The 17,718-nt window shown below is 62.6% G+C and carries 17 protein-coding genes and 1 pseudogene; 5 read left to right on the forward strand and 13 right to left on the reverse strand.

What is annotated here, in order from left to right; translation table 11 throughout:
- Positions 1 to 16 precede the first annotated feature (16 nt).
- Positions 17 to 216: pseudogene (locus P9236_RS03610) on the reverse strand (integrase); the annotation flags it as partial.
- 268 nt (positions 217 to 484) lie between these two features.
- Between P9236_RS03610 and P9236_RS03615 the strand changes: the two are divergent.
- Together P9236_RS03615 and P9236_RS03620 are read left to right on the forward strand one after the other, a co-directional pair.
- Positions 485 to 2,428 carry a DUF47 family protein gene (locus P9236_RS03615; protein WP_278073227.1) on the forward strand — a complete coding sequence of 648 codons (1,944 nt, stop codon included), beginning with the start codon at positions 485 to 487 and terminating at the stop codon, positions 2,426 to 2,428.
- Positions 2,425 to 4,086: a PEP/pyruvate-binding domain-containing protein gene (locus tag P9236_RS03620; protein WP_278073228.1), complete on the forward strand. Its 1,662-nt coding sequence runs from the start codon at positions 2,425 to 2,427 to the stop codon at positions 4,084 to 4,086. The genes P9236_RS03615 and P9236_RS03620 overlap by 4 nt, the downstream gene beginning before the upstream one ends.
- Positions 4,087 to 4,176: 90 nt before the next feature.
- Here P9236_RS03620 and P9236_RS03625 read toward each other — a convergent pair whose 3' ends face one another.
- The 10 genes from P9236_RS03625 to P9236_RS03670 form a co-directional block, all read right to left on the reverse strand.
- A complete protein-coding gene (locus tag P9236_RS03625) occupies positions 4,177 to 4,401 on the reverse strand; it encodes a host attachment protein (protein WP_278073535.1) in 225 nt (74 codons plus the stop codon).
- A 262-nt stretch (positions 4,402 to 4,663) separates the two neighbouring features.
- Entirely contained in the window at positions 4,664 to 5,881 is a 1,218-nt protein-coding gene (locus P9236_RS03630) for an HlyD family efflux transporter periplasmic adaptor subunit (RefSeq protein WP_278073229.1), read from the reverse strand.
- A 5-nt stretch (positions 5,882 to 5,886) separates the two neighbouring features.
- A complete protein-coding gene (locus P9236_RS03635; protein ID WP_278073230.1) occupies positions 5,887 to 8,250 on the reverse strand; it encodes an ABC transporter permease in 2,364 nt (787 codons plus the stop codon).
- A 4-nt stretch (positions 8,251 to 8,254) separates the two neighbouring features.
- A complete protein-coding gene (locus tag P9236_RS03640; protein ID WP_278073231.1) occupies positions 8,255 to 8,962 on the reverse strand; it encodes an ABC transporter ATP-binding protein in 708 nt (235 codons plus the stop codon).
- 28 nt (positions 8,963 to 8,990) lie between these two features.
- Positions 8,991 to 10,181: a methionine adenosyltransferase gene (locus P9236_RS03645; RefSeq protein WP_278073232.1), complete on the reverse strand. Its 1,191-nt coding sequence runs from the start codon at positions 10,179 to 10,181 to the stop codon at positions 8,991 to 8,993.
- 53 nt (positions 10,182 to 10,234) lie between these two features.
- Positions 10,235 to 10,915 (reverse strand): isoprenylcysteine carboxylmethyltransferase family protein, encoded by a 681-nt coding sequence (locus tag P9236_RS03650; protein ID WP_278073233.1) that lies wholly within the window; start codon positions 10,913 to 10,915, stop codon positions 10,235 to 10,237.
- Positions 10,912 to 11,169 (reverse strand): DUF2933 domain-containing protein, encoded by a 258-nt coding sequence (locus P9236_RS03655; RefSeq protein ID WP_278073234.1) that lies wholly within the window; start codon positions 11,167 to 11,169, stop codon positions 10,912 to 10,914. The genes P9236_RS03650 and P9236_RS03655 overlap by 4 nt, the downstream gene beginning before the upstream one ends.
- Positions 11,170 to 11,179: 10 nt before the next feature.
- Positions 11,180 to 11,557: a cupredoxin domain-containing protein gene (locus tag P9236_RS03660; RefSeq protein WP_278073235.1), complete on the reverse strand. Its 378-nt coding sequence runs from the start codon at positions 11,555 to 11,557 to the stop codon at positions 11,180 to 11,182.
- Positions 11,554 to 14,085, reverse strand: coding sequence for a copper-translocating P-type ATPase (locus P9236_RS03665; RefSeq protein WP_278073236.1), 2,532 nt, complete (start codon positions 14,083 to 14,085; stop codon positions 11,554 to 11,556). The genes P9236_RS03660 and P9236_RS03665 overlap by 4 nt, the downstream gene beginning before the upstream one ends.
- A gap of 102 nt (positions 14,086 to 14,187) precedes the next feature.
- Positions 14,188 to 14,637 carry a hypothetical protein gene (locus P9236_RS03670; RefSeq protein ID WP_278073237.1) on the reverse strand — a complete coding sequence of 150 codons (450 nt, stop codon included), beginning with the start codon at positions 14,635 to 14,637 and terminating at the stop codon, positions 14,188 to 14,190.
- A gap of 203 nt (positions 14,638 to 14,840) precedes the next feature.
- On the opposite strand from P9236_RS03670, the gene P9236_RS03675 reads away from it, so the two are divergent.
- Positions 14,841 to 15,062, forward strand: coding sequence for a hypothetical protein (locus tag P9236_RS03675; protein WP_278073238.1), 222 nt, complete (start codon positions 14,841 to 14,843; stop codon positions 15,060 to 15,062).
- A gap of 90 nt (positions 15,063 to 15,152) precedes the next feature.
- Here P9236_RS03675 and P9236_RS03680 read toward each other — a convergent pair whose 3' ends face one another.
- Positions 15,153 to 15,557, reverse strand: coding sequence for a host attachment protein (locus P9236_RS03680; RefSeq protein ID WP_278073239.1), 405 nt, complete (start codon positions 15,555 to 15,557; stop codon positions 15,153 to 15,155).
- Between the two features lie 155 nt (positions 15,558 to 15,712).
- Positions 15,713 to 16,054, reverse strand: a complete 342-nt coding sequence (locus tag P9236_RS03685) for a metalloregulator ArsR/SmtB family transcription factor (RefSeq protein ID WP_347405167.1) — start codon at positions 16,052 to 16,054, stop codon at positions 15,713 to 15,715.
- A 123-nt stretch (positions 16,055 to 16,177) separates the two neighbouring features.
- Here P9236_RS03685 and P9236_RS03690 point away from each other — a divergent pair, with 123 nt between their 5' ends.
- Both P9236_RS03690 and P9236_RS03695 read left to right on the forward strand, forming a co-directional pair.
- The gene (locus tag P9236_RS03690; RefSeq protein ID WP_278073241.1) at positions 16,178 to 17,470 is read left to right on the forward strand and encodes an FAD/NAD(P)-binding oxidoreductase; all 1,293 of its coding nucleotides are present in this window, start codon (positions 16,178 to 16,180) and stop codon (positions 17,468 to 17,470) included.
- A gap of 30 nt (positions 17,471 to 17,500) precedes the next feature.
- Positions 17,501 to 17,704, forward strand: a complete 204-nt coding sequence (locus P9236_RS03695; RefSeq protein ID WP_127248327.1) for a DUF2892 domain-containing protein — start codon at positions 17,501 to 17,503, stop codon at positions 17,702 to 17,704.
- The last annotated feature ends 14 nt before the right edge of the window (positions 17,705 to 17,718 follow it).

Raw genomic sequence — 17,718 nt, forward strand, 5'->3', positions numbered from 1 at the left:
TCGAGCCGCTTGAGCAAAGCGAGCGGTCTTTCGGCACCAAGGTTGCTATTGATGCCGTCCCCGACGTCGTCCCCAGGATTGGCAACCTTCTCTCCTTGCTGGGATCGATAACGCATAGGCCTGCTTCAGAATGTCTCGCACATGGATAGCCGTCGCTGCAGCGCCGCGGTCAATGATCTTGCCACAGTGTGCCCTCAGATCGTCCGGTGTGATTTTCCGCCAGGAGGCGATAGCGGCATAAAGCGAGACTTGGACGGCAGGAGGGAAAAATGATGAATCCATCCGCAATTCATGGCTTTAAGTCAAAAATATATTAGTCGATTAATTATTTTAGAATCGCTCAAATCACCCGAGCGAAACTTATCCGCGTAACTCGATAGCTGCTTTTGATCCACATCAAGGCCGAAGGCGACCCACGAATGTTTATTTCCATTACAACACATCAACATTTGAAGCCCGCACAAATCATCCCGGAGTTTCGAACATGGAGAAGACCGGTGTCGTCGCCGCGCTCGGGCAGACCGAGCTTTTGCGCCCGGCTTGGATCAAGTCGGCGCTGGCGGCCAACGACCGGCTCAAATTCTATCTCACCGTGCTGCAGGCGGCCCGCGACCAGGCCGATCATCCGGGAACGGCGCAACTCGACCTTCACCGGGAATATTCCTCGGCGCATATCGATGCGCCATGGATCATCGAACTCCCTGCTTCCGCTTATCTCGAGGCTTCGACGCTCCATCTCGCTAACCTGCCCAAGCTGGCGCAGAAGCTGCGCGATGACCTGCGCATCATGGCGCGCCCGATCCAGGGCAGCGCCGAAGACCCGGATCTCACCCTTTCCGCGCGCGTCGACCAGTGGTGCCGGTGGGTCGACCGTCTTGGAACCGAGCTCGACCCGGCGCAATTGAAGGCGCTGACCAGCGGCAAACGCGGCGACGAGGACAGCTTCCACCTGCTGGTCATGGATTTGCACAAGGCGCTCAACCATTTGGCGGCGCAACTCTCCGGCGAGACGATCGACGGTGCCCATATCTGGCAATTGTCGCAACAGGATGGGCCGAGGATTTCCGCTTTCATGCGGGGGCTCAATCGCACACGGGCGCTGAAGCTCGATCATCCGGGCCTCGAAACCGCTGCAACGCGCGACGGCGAACGGCTGCTCATCCAGAACGATATCGGCACCAACGATGCGCATGTGCTCGTCGCGCAGGTGGAAGGCCTGGTGTTGACGCTGACCTATTCGGATCTGCATCGGCAGCGCTTCGCATTCTTTCAGGACATGCTTTCGCAGATCGGCGCGAAATGGTCGGCGGTCGGTTCGCGCATGACCGACGGCCTCAATTCAGGAGATGCCTACTACATCGGCACCGCGACGTTTGAATGTTCGGACGAAGCCGCCTTGCTCAAGGCGCTGGAAGGACTGGGGGCGCGCATCGTCTTTCTGATCGATTGGAATCGCGCTCGCAAGCGGTTGCGCCAGATCGTCGGCAAGGCTGGTTCCATCGCCGTTCTGAACGAATGCGCGCGGCGGGAAATCGGTCACAGGGGCTGGCTGGAGGCGGGAGGCGAAGCATTGATATTCGCCGCGATGGAGGCTGTCGGCAGCGACTACTTCCGCATCGGCGACACACTCGATGCGGTGATGGGCGCCGCCCCGGCGCAGGAATTCCTGATCGAGGCGATGGCAATGGCGTCGCAGGCGATGCAGCAGCGTCAGCCGGTATCGCGCATCGCGGACTCGATCCGCCTTCTACTCATTCGCCATGTCGGGCGCCATCACGATGAATTCGCTCTGTTGAGCGAGCACGCTTCGTTCTGCCATGCGCTGGCCGAAGGAATCCGCGACGCCATCGCCCACGGCCACGAGCGTTCCGCCAAGGATGCCGAAAAGCTGGCCAAGCGGGCGAAGGCATGGGAGCGCAAGGCGGACTTGCTCGTCATGCGCTCGCGCGAACGAGCCGAACGCAATCCGCGCTGGTTGCCTTTTACACGGCTGATCGAACGCGCCGACGACATTGCCGACGCGATGGAGGAAGCCGCCTTCCTGTTCTCGCTGATAGCCGAGAACCACGACAAGGCCTGGCCCGCCGACGTGCGCGAAGGCATGCGGCAGCTTGCCGAAAAAACCCTCCAGGCCACGCAGGATCATGTCAAGCTGCTGTTGATTGCCAGCGCGCTTGGCGAAGGCAGCGACGCCAGCGACCATGAGGAATTCATCGCCATCTCCTGGCGCGTGGTCAACGCCGAGCAGCAGTGCGATCAATTGCTGCGCGACGTGCGACGACTTTTGGTGCGCAACATCGACGATGCCGCGACGCTCGGCTTGGGCACCGATTTCGCCGCGGCCTTGGAATCGGCGACAGACGCGCTGCTTGCAACCGCCTATGGCATACGCGATCTGGCCTTCAGCCGCCTGGGAGTCGAGGCATGAGCGCATCTGTCAAGCCGGCCGGGCGGCCTGAAACCAAGGACGATCTCAAACGCATATACTTCATCGGTGGCAAGAAGCCGCCGCAGGACGCGGCCACCACGGCCGCCCTCGGGTTCAAGGCCTACAACCTCGCCAAATTGGCCGCGCTCGGCCTCGAGGTGCCGCCCGCTTTCGTGATCGGGACCGGCTATTGCGCCGATCCGCAAGCGGTCGTTCCGCAACTTTGGCGGCCTGCCCTGGCCGAGCTCGAAGCGTTCACCGGATTGAAGCTGGGGGACGCCCGCAGGCCGCTGCTGCTTTCGGTGCGTTCAGGTGCGCCGGTCTCGATGCCGGGCATGATGGAGACGCTGCTGAACATCGGACTTACGGACGCGACCATTCCAGGCCTGATACGCCTGACCGGCCATCCCCGACTAGCCTGGGACGCCTATCGCCGGCTCATCGCCGGCTATGGCGAGGTGGTCGCCGGTATCGATCTGCATCATTTCGAGGCCGATCTTGCCGCCGTCCGGCAGGACGAGGATGAACGATCCCTCGACTTCACCAGCCTCCGGCAGGTCGCCCAACTGCATCTCGAGACTTTTCACCGGCAAACCGGGGCGCCGTTCCCGCAGAATCCGGAAACCCAGTTGAGCGAAGCGATCAATGCCGTTTTCCGGTCGTGGGAAAGCGAAAAGGCGACAGCCTATCGCAACCTCCATGGCTTGTCGCATGAGATGGGCACGGCCGTGACCGTCCAGCGAATGGTGTTCGGCAACGCCGGCGGCCTTTCCGGGGCCGGCGTCGGCTTCACGCGCAATCCCATCACCGGCGACCCCAAACCATGGGTGGACTTCCTTTTCAATGCGCAGGGCGAGGATGTCGTGAGCGGGCGCCGCACCGCTCGCGGCCATGACGAGCTTTCCGCCGTAGCGCCGCGTGTCTGGGAGGAACTGGTCGACGCAGCGGCCTTGCTCGAACGCCACTTCGAGGACATGCAGGATTTCGAGTTCACCGTTCAGGAAGGGGTGCTGTTCCTGCTGCAGACCCGCAACGGAAAACGCACTCCCATGGCGACCGCCCGCATTGCGCTGGATCTTCTGGCCGAGGGCGTGATCGACGCGGAGACAGCGCGGGAGCGGACGCGCGGCCTCGACCAGCATGCGTTGACCGTCCGCGACATCGGGAGCGACGGCGTCGCTTTATCTCCCATCGCCTCGGCGGCATCCGCATCGAGCGGTGTCGTCTGCGGCGAGATCGCGCTCGCAGAGGCAAGGGTGCGCGAGCGCAAAACCGCCGGTATCAGCGTCATCCTCGTACGCGGCGATGCCGAAACCCGCGACATTGCCGCGCTCGACGTCGCCGATGGATTGTTGACGCAGCACGGCGCCAGGACATCTCATGCCGCGGTCATCGCACGGCAGCTCGGCAAGGTCTGTCTGGTCGGTTGCGAGACAATGAGGATCGACGCCGCGCGAAACGAGGTCAACATCGGCGGCGCCATCTTTCCGGAAGGCGCGGTGATCACGTTGGATGGCAATAACGGCAGCATCTATTCGGGTGCGGCGCGTATCGTCGAGAGCGTGCAGACCGAGCTCTTGGCCCGACTGGACATGTTGCATGGCCGCCCGGCAGAGCCGGCGGAGAGATCGGCGACGCCATTCGCCGAAGTGGGCTGACTGCCGCAATCACGGACATCGGCCGCTATCGTGACCTGACCCGACCGCGAATGTGCGTCGCCGTCCATGATGGCGACGCACGATCTCCGCTCACGCCGCCGCGACGGCGTATTTGATCGATTCCACCGAATGTTTGACGAAATCCTTGCCGATCTCGCCCACCAGCTTCGCATTCAACGACGGCTGGTAGTGTCTGCGCATTTCGCCAAGTGTGCGCGGATCGGCGATCACCAATATGTGCTCGTGCCTCGCTCCATGTCGAAGCGCCGCATCAACTCGAAAAACCCTTGGACCGAAGCCGTGCCGAGGTTCCAGTCGGCTCGCCCACCCACACTAGAAGCGGGTTCACGCCCGATATTTGCGCGCCTGAAATAGTAATGAAAACTGCCAGAACGAATAACTTTAAGCTGCGGAAGCCAGCGCTTTCAGTTGAGGGCTTTCCGTTAAGAAAGGCAGCTACAGGCTAGTTGCGGAAACCTTTCCGGCCATTCGAACTCACGTTGTGGAACGACCGGACGCGCTCAAAAGTACAGCGTATCCTGCGGGATTATTGGTCTAGGCTCGAAAAATCATTGATCTATTCCGTGTTCCGTTCGCGCACGGCCACCCCGTCGTCCACCCGGTCGCTCGGGTGCAGCACGACCCGATCGCCTTCCGAGAGGCCCGACTCGACCTCGGCCACCTTGTTGTCCCGGTGGCCGACCTTGACCATGGTCGCACGCGCTCGTCCGTCCTTGGCAAGATAGACTGCCCAGTCGTCACCCTTTCGAAACAGTGCCGCCACCGGGACTGTGAGGACATTGTCGTCCCGCCAACTCGTCACGTGGACGATGACACGATAGTCGTGCCCGAGCTGTGACCATTTTTCGGAAGGGTCGACCAAGTCGATCTCGGTGTGGACACGTTGCTCCTCGATTCCGAGCGCGGAGACCTTGAGGAAGCCGGCTGGATCGACCCGCGTCACCTTGCCCTGAAGCGTGGGGCCGCCCCAACCGTCGATACGGACCGCGGCACCGGGCCTGATCTGGACCGCATCGGTCGAAAGCAGGTCCGCCACCACCTGCAGGTCGAGCGGGTCGCCGATCTCGACAAGCGGCGCGCCGGGCTGGACCATGCCTTCGCTCTCCTGGACGATCTTCAGTATGCGGCCGCTCACTGGCGCACGAAGCTGGATGCAGCAGGCCGGATCCGATTGTGCGGCGTCGTCGGCAGGCTGGCCGAGCCGCGCCTGGATCATCGCCTGTTCGTTGCGCCGGACTTCGACCTGCGCCTTCGCGCTCGCCAAGGCCGCCTCGTTGGTATCGACTTCGAACCTCGCCTTGTCGAGAGCCCCCTGCGATATCGCCCCGGTCTTGGCGAGCTTGTCCGCCCGCTCGAGTTCCGTGCGAGAATACCCGAGCGCCGCTTCGAGCCGCTTTACTTCCGCTTCAGCGAACGTCACCGCCGCCTCGGCCGCGCCAAGCGCCGCCAGCAGCTCCTCATGTGTGCGGACATCATGAAAGCTGGGGGTAGCCGGCTGCATCACCGCCACCACGGTTTCGTCCTTGACGACCGCGTCGCCGACATGATGTGGCGGCGAAATCCTGAGAACCTTGCCGGCGATCGGCGCCGACATCGTATAGACGTGCCGAACCTGGGTCTTGGCTTGATCGTCGACCGTGACCTCCATCAGGCCCCTGGCCACCGTCGCCAGGTCGACTGGGATCGGCTGTGGCCATGCGAACCAGACCGCAGCCGCGGCGATCAGGCCAAAGGCCGCAACGCCGCCGATTCTTTTCATCCAGTTGGTGCGCATGATCTTCAATCCCGCGTCTTGAGAACGGCAACGAGGTCGAGTTGATTGACTCGCCTACGGACGATCAGCGCTGAGAGCACAGCCGCCGTAATGATGATCGCACTGGCGAAAACATAGGTCGCAGGCTCGACGACCAGACGCACCCGCATCAGTTCGCCGGCAAGGTTCGTCTTCATGATCCAGGCAAGACCGTAACCCACAGCCCAGCCAGGCGGCTGCGCGACCAGGGTCAACAGCGCGAGTTCAAGCAGCAGGATGCGCAGCACCTCGCCGTCTGTGAAGCCCAGGACCCGCAGGCTCGCCAGCTCTCTGGCTCGCTCCGACAGGGATACACGAGCGTTGTTGTAAACCACGCCGAACGCGATGACGGCCGCGAGACCCGTGTAGATGCTGGACATCGTCGTGACCAGAATTGCCACGGCATCGCGGAAAGTGGCGAGGGACGCCGTCTGCAGAGCCAGGCCGCTCACGACCGGCATGGCCTTGACCGCGGTGTAGAACTCATCCTGTTTGTACTTGTCCAGACTGACGCTGACGCCGTTCGCCATCGGCGCTTCGCGAAGCAGCTTGGCGAGCGCTTCCTGATCCATCATGCCGCGCATGCCGAGATAGTCCTCGACCAGCGCCGCCACAGGAAGCGTAACCGTCCGGCGCTCACCGTCGAGCAGATCGACCTCGACGGTGTCGCCAACCCGCACCTTCAGTATCTTGGCAAGCATGTCCGAGATCGCGAGGCCCGATTCCGGCAGAACTACAGGCTTCAGGTCAGCATCAATGATGCGGTTGAGCTCCGCCCCGCGTGGCCTGGCGCGGATCATGACCCGGCGCTCGACATGGCCGTTGCGGACACGGACCTGGACTTCTCGATAAGGCTCCGCGTTCAGGACGCCGGGAAGTCTCACGATCTGGAAGGCCACTTCCTGAGGACGCTTCTCGATGAAGCTCACGGTCGCGTCCTGACGATCCGCAAGGAAGTACGTGACATCGATAAGCTGTTCCATCGTGCCTCCCGTGAAGAGCGACACGATCAGGATCGCCGTCGCCAGCGACATGCCGAGCGCGGTGAAAGAGGATCGAATTGGATGGCGCGCGATATTGCGCAGCATCATTCTCGTCGGCTGCGAGACAAGGCCTGCCAGACTGATGCTCAACGGCAGCGTTCGATGGAAAACCGGCGGAGCCGGCGGCTGCATGGCGACGGCAGGAGCCAGATTTACGACTTCGCGCAAGGCGCGCAGTGCGCCGATCGCCGCGGCAAAAAAACTCAAGCCAGCCGCTGCGACGTAGAGATCGAGGCTCTTGGTGAACAGAAGAAAAGGGAAGCGGAAAAAGTCTGCGAATATTCCGGTCACATAGCTGCCGAGCCACGTGCCGATCATGCTGCCGATGACGATGCCGACCACCGTGATGATGCCCACGAATTTCAGGTAGTGCAGGACGACGCTGGCGTTGCGGTAGCCGAGCGCCTTCAGCAGGCCGATCTGTTCGCGCTCGAGTGAAACGAGGCGGCTGAGCGTAAGGTTCACCAGGAACGCCGAGACCAGCAGGAAGATCGGCGGCAGCGTGCGGCTCATGTTGTTGAGCATGTCGAGCTCGTGATCGAGCCAGGCATGCGATGTCTGGTCCTTGCGTCCGTAGGCAGCGCGCCCGCCATAGCGGTCCAGCAGGTCGTCAAGACGCGTCATCGCCTCCCGCTCCGACGTTCCCGGCAGCAGCTTCAGCGACACGGACGAAAAGGCGTCCTCCAGATCGTAGGCGCTGGCGAGGGTCCGTTCGGACATCCAGATGACACCGAAGCGGCGGCCGTCCGGCATGATGTCGCCAGGGCCGACCGCATAGATGTACTCGGGCGAAAGGGCGATGCCGACGATCCTCAGGTCGCGCTTGCGGCCGTTGAGGATTGCCGCGAAGCCTGAGCCCAGGGTGAACCGATGCGCTTCGGCGAAGTTTTCATTGACGACGACTTCGTCTTCCCGGCCGGGATCGGGAGTTCGGCCGGCGCGCATATAGAGGCGATTGAGCTTCGGCTCGCCGACCTCGGGCAGCGAGACGACCACGCCGGTGGCCGGTGCGGTCTGGCCTGGTATGTCGAGAAGTGCGAACTGCGCGATCCGTGCGTCGACGGCAGCCACGCCGGGAATCTCGGCGATCCGGTCGATGAGAGCCTTTGGCGCCCGCCGCACCGTGGCGAAGACATCGGCGAAACCGTAGCGCTCGTAATAGGCAGTCCTCGTCTCGTCGAGAGAACGGTAGGAACCGACGGCGAGCAGAAGCGTCGCCACCCCGCCGCCGACCACGAGCGCGATGGCGAGAGCTTGCGCCCAAAGGCGGACGAGGTCGCGGAAGAGCTTTCTGTCCAGGGCGCGCATGTCTTCACCACTGCAACTCGGCGACGGCGCGCCGGGCTTCGTTGGTGACGGCCTTCGATATCTGCCCGTCGCTGAAGAACAGGACCCGGTGCGCGACCTCCTGAATGACGGCGTTGTGGGTGATGATGACGGTGGTCGTGCCGAGTTCGGCGTTGACCTTCATCAGCGCGTCGATCACCCGGACGCCCGTCCTGGAGTCGAGCGCGCCTGTCGGCTCGTCGCAGAGCAGCACCTCTGGACGCTTGGCGATCGCGCGGGCGATGGCGACGCGCTGCTGTTCGCCGCCGGACAGCTGCGCCGGGAAATGATGCATGCGCAGCTCCAGCCCGACGAGAGAGAGAGCTTCCTCAGGACGCATCGGATCGTCGGAGATCTCGGTGACCAGCGCGACGTTCTCATAGGCCGTCAGGCTTGGGATCAGATTGTAGAACTGGAACACGAAACCGACGTGGCGGCGGCGATAGGACGTCAGTCCCCGGTCGTCGAGGTCGGTCAGCCGCAAGTCCTTGAAGGACAGCTCGCCGCTGGTCGCGTGATCGAGACCGCCCATGATGTTGAGCAGCGTCGATTTCCCGCTGCCCGACGGGCCAAGCAAGACGATCACTTCCCCTGCTGAAATCTCCAGATTCACGCCGCGCAGCGCGTGCACCTGCGTCTCGCCTGAGACGTAGGTCTTGGTCAGATCATGAGCGGCAAATACTTTTTCAGTCATGAGTTTCCAACCTGCCTCGGCCGCGTCCTCAGAACGAGGCTGTCCTGCCGGCGACGAAATCTTCGATGAGCCTCGGAATCCGGTTCAAGCGATCTGCTGTGATTGCCTCTGCGGATCGCCTGATCTTTGCGATTGGCAAGCCGTCTCGCGTCGCGACTTTCAGCTGCACGAGAGCGGGTCGGGTTACCGGGTCGCCGATCCGGCTCACCAGCATGCATTCGGCAGCTGCGACCTCGGATAGGGCGGTGCAGATCGCCTCGGCGATATCACGCGCAGCGATGTTGTAGATCTTCCCGACATGCGACACCGGGTTCTTGCCCGCGGCCGCTTCGAGGCTCATTGGCCGACAGGGACTAATCAAGCCATTGACCCTGTTACCGCGGCCCACCTGGCCGTCATCCCCAGCCTCGGCCGATGTCCCGGTGACGGTGAGATAAAGCGCGCCCTGGGACGCTTCATCGGCGGCATTGACGTCCACATCGGACTCTATGAACCCATGCTGTCGGGCAAGTTCTGCCACGAGCGTCCGGAGCGCAGATCTCTCGGCAAAATAATCGTCACGGTGAGCGAGATAACGTCCGATCATCGCGCAGGCGACTGTCAGGCGAACCGACCTGCCTTGTCGAACACCCATCACCTTTACATCCTCGCCCCATGCGGGATGTAGACGAATTCGGTCTCTGCCGTTGATGTGCCGCTCTACGTCGAGCACCAGGGTTTCAAGGGCGCTCATCGGCGCATAGCCGACGCCAATCGAAGTATCATTGGCCAAGGGAGCTTCGGACGTGCGCGAAAACAGCTCCTGCAGGTCCAGTGAACCCGGTCGAGTCAGCACGTGGAATCGGACGTCGCGGTCCGCATCGAGCGCGTGCAGGCTGGATTTCAGCCAAGACCGGGATCCCTCGACCGCTATCTCTTCGACCGGAATCTTTTTCCCGCCGATTTCAGTTGTGGCCCTGCCCGCCAGATAGATGTTTATCGGACTGGTGAGTGAGCCACCCCCGAAAGCGGGCATGGAGCGACCGCCCACCAGAAGCGCCTTGTCCACGTTGTGGTGAAGGATGCGACCGAAGCATCGAGAATACTCCAGGGACAGATTGCGCGAGAATGTTTCAGCAAGGGCATCGCAGATGGTGTCCGGGTGACCCAGTCCCTTACGCTCGACGACTTCGACCGGGTCATCGGGAACGTCGTATGCCGTGAGCAGCAGCTGCAGCATTGGCGAGGTTTCTGGGGATGACATCGCCGCGCGTCCGACTTATGAGCGACTGGTCATGACGGCTTGCCTTCACCGGACTGACCGTTCAATCGAGCAAGGATGCGATCCAGCCGCGGCAGGAATCCGGGGACATTTTTTGTGTAGGCGCGATACGCGTCGCCGAATTCGGCAACCACTTCGCGCTCCTCGGCCCGCGCCAGCCTCACATACATGACGACCAGCACCGGGAACATCGCCAGCGTCAGCAGCGTCGGCCATTGAACGAGGAAGCCGAGCATCACCAGGATGAAGCCGACATATTGCGGGTGGCGCACGTAGCTGTACGGCCCGCTGGTCGCGAGGGAGCGGTGCTGCTGCGCGTCGTAGAGAACCCGCCATGCGACCGCGATCAGCCAAAACCCGCCGCCGATCAGGATGAAGCTCAGCAGATGGAATGGCCCGAAATGCGGATTGACCCGCCAGCCGAACATCATTTCCAGCAGGTGCCCGGCGTCGTGCGAGAACCAGTCGATCCCCGGATAGCGGGACTGCAGCCAGCCCGACAGCAAGTAGATGGTGAGCGGAAAGCCGTACATCTCCGCGAACAGCGCGACCAGGAATGCGCTGAACGCGCCGAACGAGCGCCAGTCACGGGTCGTCGTCGGCTTGAAGAAGCTGTAGGCGAACAGAATGAAGACGGCGGAATTGACGATGACCAGGCTCCAAAGGCCATAGGCTTGTGTCTCGGCGCTCATGGCAGATTCCTTTCGTCTGGCTGGTTGTGGTGACCGCCGTGTCCGCCATGGCCATGTCCTCCATGCATGAAGAAGTGCATGAAGAAACAGCCGAACGGCAGCAGATAGAACAGCGCGCCGAGCACATGGGCGCGGTGCTCGGTGAAGAGCAGGAAGCCGCCGATCGCGAGGAAGCCAAGCAGGACGATCCCAGCTCGGGAAGCCAGAAAAGATCCTTGCGGATGGTCATGGTCCGAATGGTCGTGCATGGACATATTAGTCTTCCTATTCGACGATGAGGCGGCCGCGGAACATGCCCATGGGGCACGAGAATCCGAACTCGCCTGGTTCCTTGGGCATCAGTTCGACGGCGACGGTCTCACCCGTCGGCAGATCGGCGCTCTTCTGGAAATCGGGGAAGATCACCTTGTCCGAGCAGGAGGCGGTTTCCTCGCGGCGGAAGTTCAGGCGGACCGGGCGGCCGCTGTGGACGACGATCGTGTCGGGCGTGTAGCCGCCCTTCACGAGGATCATCGCCTCCTGGTAGCCGCCGCTCGTTTCCGCGGCGTGGATGCCCTTCGAGCGCTTGAGCCAGAAAAACCAGATGATGAAAGCCACCAGGCCGATCCCGGCGACGGTCACAATCCAGCGGTCGGGTGTCATGGGCCTGTCCTCCTCGGCTGAAAGAAGCGCAAACGGTTGGCGTTGGTGACGACAGTCACCGAACTAAAGGCCATGGCGGCGGCGGCGATGAGGGGAGAGAGCAGAAGCCCGATGAACGGGTAGAGCACGCCCGTCGCGACCGGGATGCCCAGCGCGTTGTAACCGAAGGCGCCGAGGAGGTTCTGCCGGACATTGCGCATTGTCGCCCGGCTGATCTCGATGGCCGTGACGACGCCCATCAGGCTGCCCCTGATAAGCGTCACATCGCTCGCTTCGATCGCGACGTCGGTTCCAGTCCCGATGGCGAAACCGACATCGGCTTGGGCGAGCGCCGGCGCGTCGTTGACGCCGTCGCCGACCATGCCGACCGACTTGCCTTCGAGCTGAAGCTTCTGCACTTCGTGAGCCTTGTCGTCCGGAAGCACTTCCGCCAGCACGCGATCGATGCCGACTTCGCGCGCGATCGCCCGACCCGTGCGCTCGTTGTCGCCGGTCAGCATCACGACCTCGATGCCCAGTCTTTTCAGGATTTCGATCGCCGCCCTGGAATCCGGCTTCACGGTGTCGGCGACCGCGATCAGCCCGGCCGCCTGTCCGTCGACCGCAACATACATCGGCGTCTTGCCTTCGTTGGCGAGGCGCTCCCATTGCGGCAGCAGCGCATCTGCGGAAACACTGCGGTCATGCATGAGCTTGGCGTTGCCGAAGAGCACGTCATGGCCGTCGATGCGACCACTGACGCCGTGGCCCGGGATGGCCGCGAAATCTTCAGCGTCGACCAGTTCGATCTTGCGCGCCTCGGCGCCCTTGACGATGGCCGAGGCCAGCGGGTGCTCGGAGCCACGCTCAAGGGACGCGGTGAGCCGCAGCACGGCGCTCTCTTCGTGGCCCGGCGTGACTACGACGTCGGTCAGCGCCGGCTCGCCCCTGGTGATCGTGCCCGTCTTGTCGAGGATGATCGCATCGAGTTTTTCGGCCGCCTGCAGCGCGTCGCCGGAGCGGATCAGGATGCCGTTCTCCGCTCCCTTGCCGATGCCAACAGTGAGCGAGGTCGGTGTCGCGAGGCCGAGGGCGCAGGGACAGGCGATGATCAGCGTGGTAACCAGGATGAGCGTGGCATAGATCAGCCGCGGTTCGGGTCCGAAATCGTACCAGGCCACTGCCGCCAGGATCGCGACGATCATGACCGCTGGCACGAAGTAGCCCGAGACGGTATCCACCACGCGCTGGATCGGCGCCTTAGATCCCTGCGCGTCCTTCACCATGCGGATGATGCTGGCCAGCGCTGTATCCTTGCCGACCTTGGTCGCGGTGAAACGGAAGCTGCCTGTCTTGTTGAGCGTGCCGCCGATGACCTCGTCGCCGGCCTGCTTTTCGACCGGCATGGACTCGCCCGTGATCATCGATTCGTCGATTGCGCTCGATCCGGCACTCACCCTGCCATCGACCGGAACCTTTTCGCCGGGGCGGACGATCACCGTGTCGCCGACCAGCACTTCTTCGACGGGGAGGTCGATTTCCTTGCCCTCGCGCACGACTCTTGCGGTCTTCGCCTGCAGCCCGATCAGCTTCTTGATCGCCTGTGAGGTCCTGCCCTTGGCCTTGATCTCCAGGGCGAGGCCCAGCACGACGAGCGCGACGACGACGTCGGTCACGTCCCAGAAGACTTCGGCCAGCGCCATTTTGGGAAAGATCCCGGGCCATGCGACTGCAACAACCGAGTAGAGGAACGCCGCCGTGATGCCGATCGCGATCAGCGTATGCATGTTGGCCGCGCGGTGCTTCAGCGCGTCCCACATGCCGACAAAGAACTGCGATCCGGACCACATAAGGACGGGCAGGCTCAGCACGCCCAGCAGTGCCCAAACGACCCGACGCGTGTCGCTGCCCATGGGCATCCAATCGCGCAGTCCCGGAATGAGATCGGGGTAGCTGAACACCATCACCGGGAGGGAGATGACCGCGGCGAGCCAGAACCTGCGCATCAGGCCGCGATACTCCTGCTCGTTCGCCGCCTCGGCCGGGTCCAGCGTCTCGTCCGCGGGTTTCACCTTCGGCTCGGCGACCCTGTAGCCGGAGGATTCGATCGACCTCCGCAGTTCCTGGAAATCGGTCCGTTCCGGCTGATATTCTATGTCGACGGCGTTGGGTGCGAGGCTGGCGCGGGCGGCGATGACGCCCGGGGTCATCTTCAGCGCCAGTTCGACGCGCGTGGCGCACGAGGTGCAATGCATGTTCTTGATGGGAATGCGCATCGTCGCCGTACCGGCGGCGTAGCCGACGGAGCGGATGGCGCGCAGGATTTCCGCGACCTTCGCCTGGGCCGGGTCATAATCGACCGTCGCCGTATGCGTGGCGAGGTTCACCGTGGCGGCCTGAACCCCTTTGACCGCTCGAATGGCCTGCTCGATCGCCGGCGGGCAGTGGGCGCAGGTCATTCCACCGATACGGAGCGTGACTGACTCCTGCCCGCTGGCAAGGCCACCAGGGGTGTGGTCAGGGATTGCGGCTTCCGTGCGGATGTTCATGGGTCTTCTCCTCGAAATGCATTCGCTGCCGGAGCCAGCACAGGCCCAGCACAAAGAGCGACCCCGACCGGCAAGCGTGAGGTTCGCTCGCCGAGCAGGTCGTCAGGGAGTGGAGCGAGGAGGCCGAAAGGCTTCGTCGGGCTTGGCCAGCGCGAAACTTGATTGGTCGAGCAAAGCGGGGCCGTAGGACTCCGCTACAAGGCCGACGTCCGATGCCGCTGCAAGAACCGCAGCCGAACAGCCGAAGCAATGGCCGCCCGCACACAGGTCGCATTTGCTCTGGAGTGCACCGCCATCACAGCCTGGTTCACTCGGAACAGACACGGCAGGAACGGTCATCATCGAGATCGATCGATCGACTTTGCAGTCGCCGATTGACGGAATGACGTTGGCTGAAGAAACATCCTGTGAAGCATCGAACTCGTGCGCCTGCGCCTGGCCCGAAAGCAGCAGCAGGAAAAGAGCAAGCCCGAAAGCAAGCAACGTCGCACCGAAGGTACCGCTTGCGGTCCGATGGTCTCGCTGCCAGATCTGACAAGATCGTCCAAGCACAGCAGGGCTTCCAAGCTCTTCACATCCCGCATGATCGCCTGGTCAGTCCAAATGCGCTTTGACGTACGTCAATTCCGATCGAGTCCAGTTGAAGGAAGGAAACAGCAGGCAAGCCGAGAAGCATCCGCTGTCCGCTTGGTCGCACGGATCAAGGCCCCCTAATGTTCTCTGAGAGCATGTCGTCGCACGGCAGCTCGGTGACAATGAGGATCGACGCCGCGCGAAACGAGGTCAACATCGGCGGCGCCATCTTTCCGGAAGGCGCGGTGATCACGTTGGATGGCAATAACGGCAGCATCTATTCGGGTGCGGCGCGTATCGTCGAGAGCGTGCAGACCGAGCTCTTGGCCCGACTGGACATGTTGCATGGCCGCCCGGCAGAGCCGGCGGAGAGATCGGCGACGCCATTCGCCGAAGTGGGCTGACTGCCGCAATCACGGACATCGGCCGCTATCGTGACCTGACCCGACCGCGAATGTGCGTCGCCGTCCATGATGGCGACGCACGATCTCCGCTCACGCCGCCGCGACGGCGTATTTGATCGATTCCACCGAATGTTTGACGAAATCCTTGCCGATCTCGCCCACCAGCTTCGCATTCAACGACGGCTGGTAGTGTCTGCGCATTTCGCCAAGCGTGCGCGGATCGGCGATCACCAATATGTGCTCGTACGCTTCCTCGAGCGCCTGGTGGTTGAGATAGGCCGCAACCGACCCGGCAAAATCATCCTCACGCAACCGGGAGTTGTCCGGGTTGGCGGTAGAACTGCGGTGCCTGCCGCCGGATCCGGCGCGGGCTACTTCAAGGACGGGATCCTCGATTTCGATCAAATCGAGATGCGGTTCGTGGCCCTTGTTGTGGAACAGCCGCAACTTCTCGCCATCCGTAACCGCGACAAGGGTGTCATTATTCAGGATCATGTGTCTTCTCCACAATCGGATCGCGTGGGCGTTCGTCCGCCTAATGCATCAATGCGAAAAGGAGATTGCAGATCCGGTTGCGCTGCCTTGACGTGGATCAAGCGAAGAACGGGCGGCGAGCAAGAAGCTCTCCCCAGCCTCAAAGCTGCGGTCACCTACTTCGGGCAGAAAGCCGAATGTAGCGCTTCGATGACCGTCAGCACTTCCGGCCTGGTGATGCGGTAATAGACGGTGGTCCCGTCGCGGCGCGCCTCGACCAGCCCGTCGGCCCTCAGCCGCATAAGCTGTTGCGACATCGGCACCTGGTCGATGTCGAGCAGTTCGCGCAGCTCGGCCACCGAGCGCTCCTCGTCGCCGAGGGCGCACAGCACGAGCAAACGCTGTGGATGGGACAGGCTGCGGAGGAGTTCCGCCGCCTTGCCTGAGGCCGGGATCAATTCTCTTACATTCATGTTCTTGAATTTATAATCTTTGAATGTTACATGCAAGCTTGCCATTCGGGCTCTTCGACGCCGTCACCTTACAATTGCGTCGCCCCGTTTGGAAATTGAGCCCGATCAACGCGGAGCGCGATTTTCCCGCGCAGGATGCTGCGAAGATCGAACCAACGGGAGGATATCATGTCCCACATCGTCGTCCTCGGAGCAGGTCTCGGCGGCACGATCATGGCGTATGAAATGCGCGACAAGCTGCGCGGCGAGGATCGGCTGACCGTCGTCACGCTCGGCACGTCCTATTCCTTTGTGCCTTCCAATCCCTGGGTGGCCGTCGGCTGGCGGGAGCGCAAGGACGTCACCGTCGACCTGGCGGGCACCTTCAAAAGGCGCGGCATCGCGCTGCGCCCCGAGGGCGCGAAGAAGGTGCATGCAAAGGAAAACCGCGTCGAGCTCAACGACGGCTCCTTCGTCGACTACGACTATCTGATCATCGCGACCGGCCCGGATCTTGCTTTCGACGAGGTACCGGGTCTCGGACCTGCCGGACACACCCAATCCATTTGCCAGATCGATCATGCCGTCGCCGCGCGGGCGAGGTTCGACGAATTGGTCCGCAAGCCAGGCCCGATAGTCGTGGGCGCGGTCCAGGGCGCATCCTGCTACGGCCCGGCCTATGAATTCGCCTTCATCCTGGACACCGCGCTGCGCAAGACCAGGGTGCGCGACCGCGTGCCGATGACCTTCGTGACGCCGGAGCCCTATATCGGCCATCTCGGCCTCGACGGAGTCGGCGACACCAAGGGCCTGCTCGAGAGCGCCATGCGCGATCGCCACATCAAGTGGGTCACCAACGCCAAGGTGGCTTCGGTCGACGCCGGCGTGATGCATGTCGAGGAAGTCAACGACGATGGGACGACCAAGGCCAAGCATGACCTTCCCTTCGCCTTCTCGATGATGCTGCCGGCTTTCCGCGGCGTGCCGGCGGTGATGGGTGTCGAGGGCATGGTCAATCCACGCGGCTTCGTCACCATCGACAAGCATCAGCGCAACCAGACCTATCCGAACATCTTTGCGATCGGCGTCTGCGTCGCCATTCCGCCGGTCGGCAAGACACCGCTTCCCGTGGGCGTGCCGAAGACGGGCTTCATGATCGAATCCATGGTCACGGCCACCGCCGAGAACATCGGCGCGCTTCTGCGCGGCGAGGAGCCGCGGGCTGTCGCGACATGGAATGCGGTCTGCCTCGCCGATTTCGGCGACGAAGGCATAGCCTTCGTCGCGCAGCCGCAGATCCCTCCCCGCAACGTCAACTGGTCCTCGCAGGGCAAGTGGGTCCACGCGGCGAAGGTCGGGTTCGAGAAATACTTCCTCCACAAGGTGCGGCAGGGAAAGAGCGAGACCTTCTATGAGGGGCTGGCGCTCGATGTTCTCGGCATCAAGAAACTCAAGGCCATCCACATCGAGCCGGCCGAATAGGCACGGCGGTATCCAGGAGAAAAAGGGATCATGACGATAGACAGGGCAGTTCTCATGTTCGCGGGCTTCATGGTGCTGATATCGCTCGCGCTCGGCATCTACTATTCGCCCTACTGGTTCCTGCTGACCGCATTCGCCGGGCTCAACATGGTGCAGGCCTCGGTCACGGGCTTCTGCCCGGCGGCGATGGTCTTCAAGAAGCTCGGCTGCAAGCCGGGCGTGGCGTTCAAATAGCGGCACGTCATCGC

Source organism: Mesorhizobium sp. WSM4884 (assembly GCF_029625675.1).
Classification (GTDB): Bacteria; Pseudomonadota; Alphaproteobacteria; order Rhizobiales; family Rhizobiaceae; genus Mesorhizobium.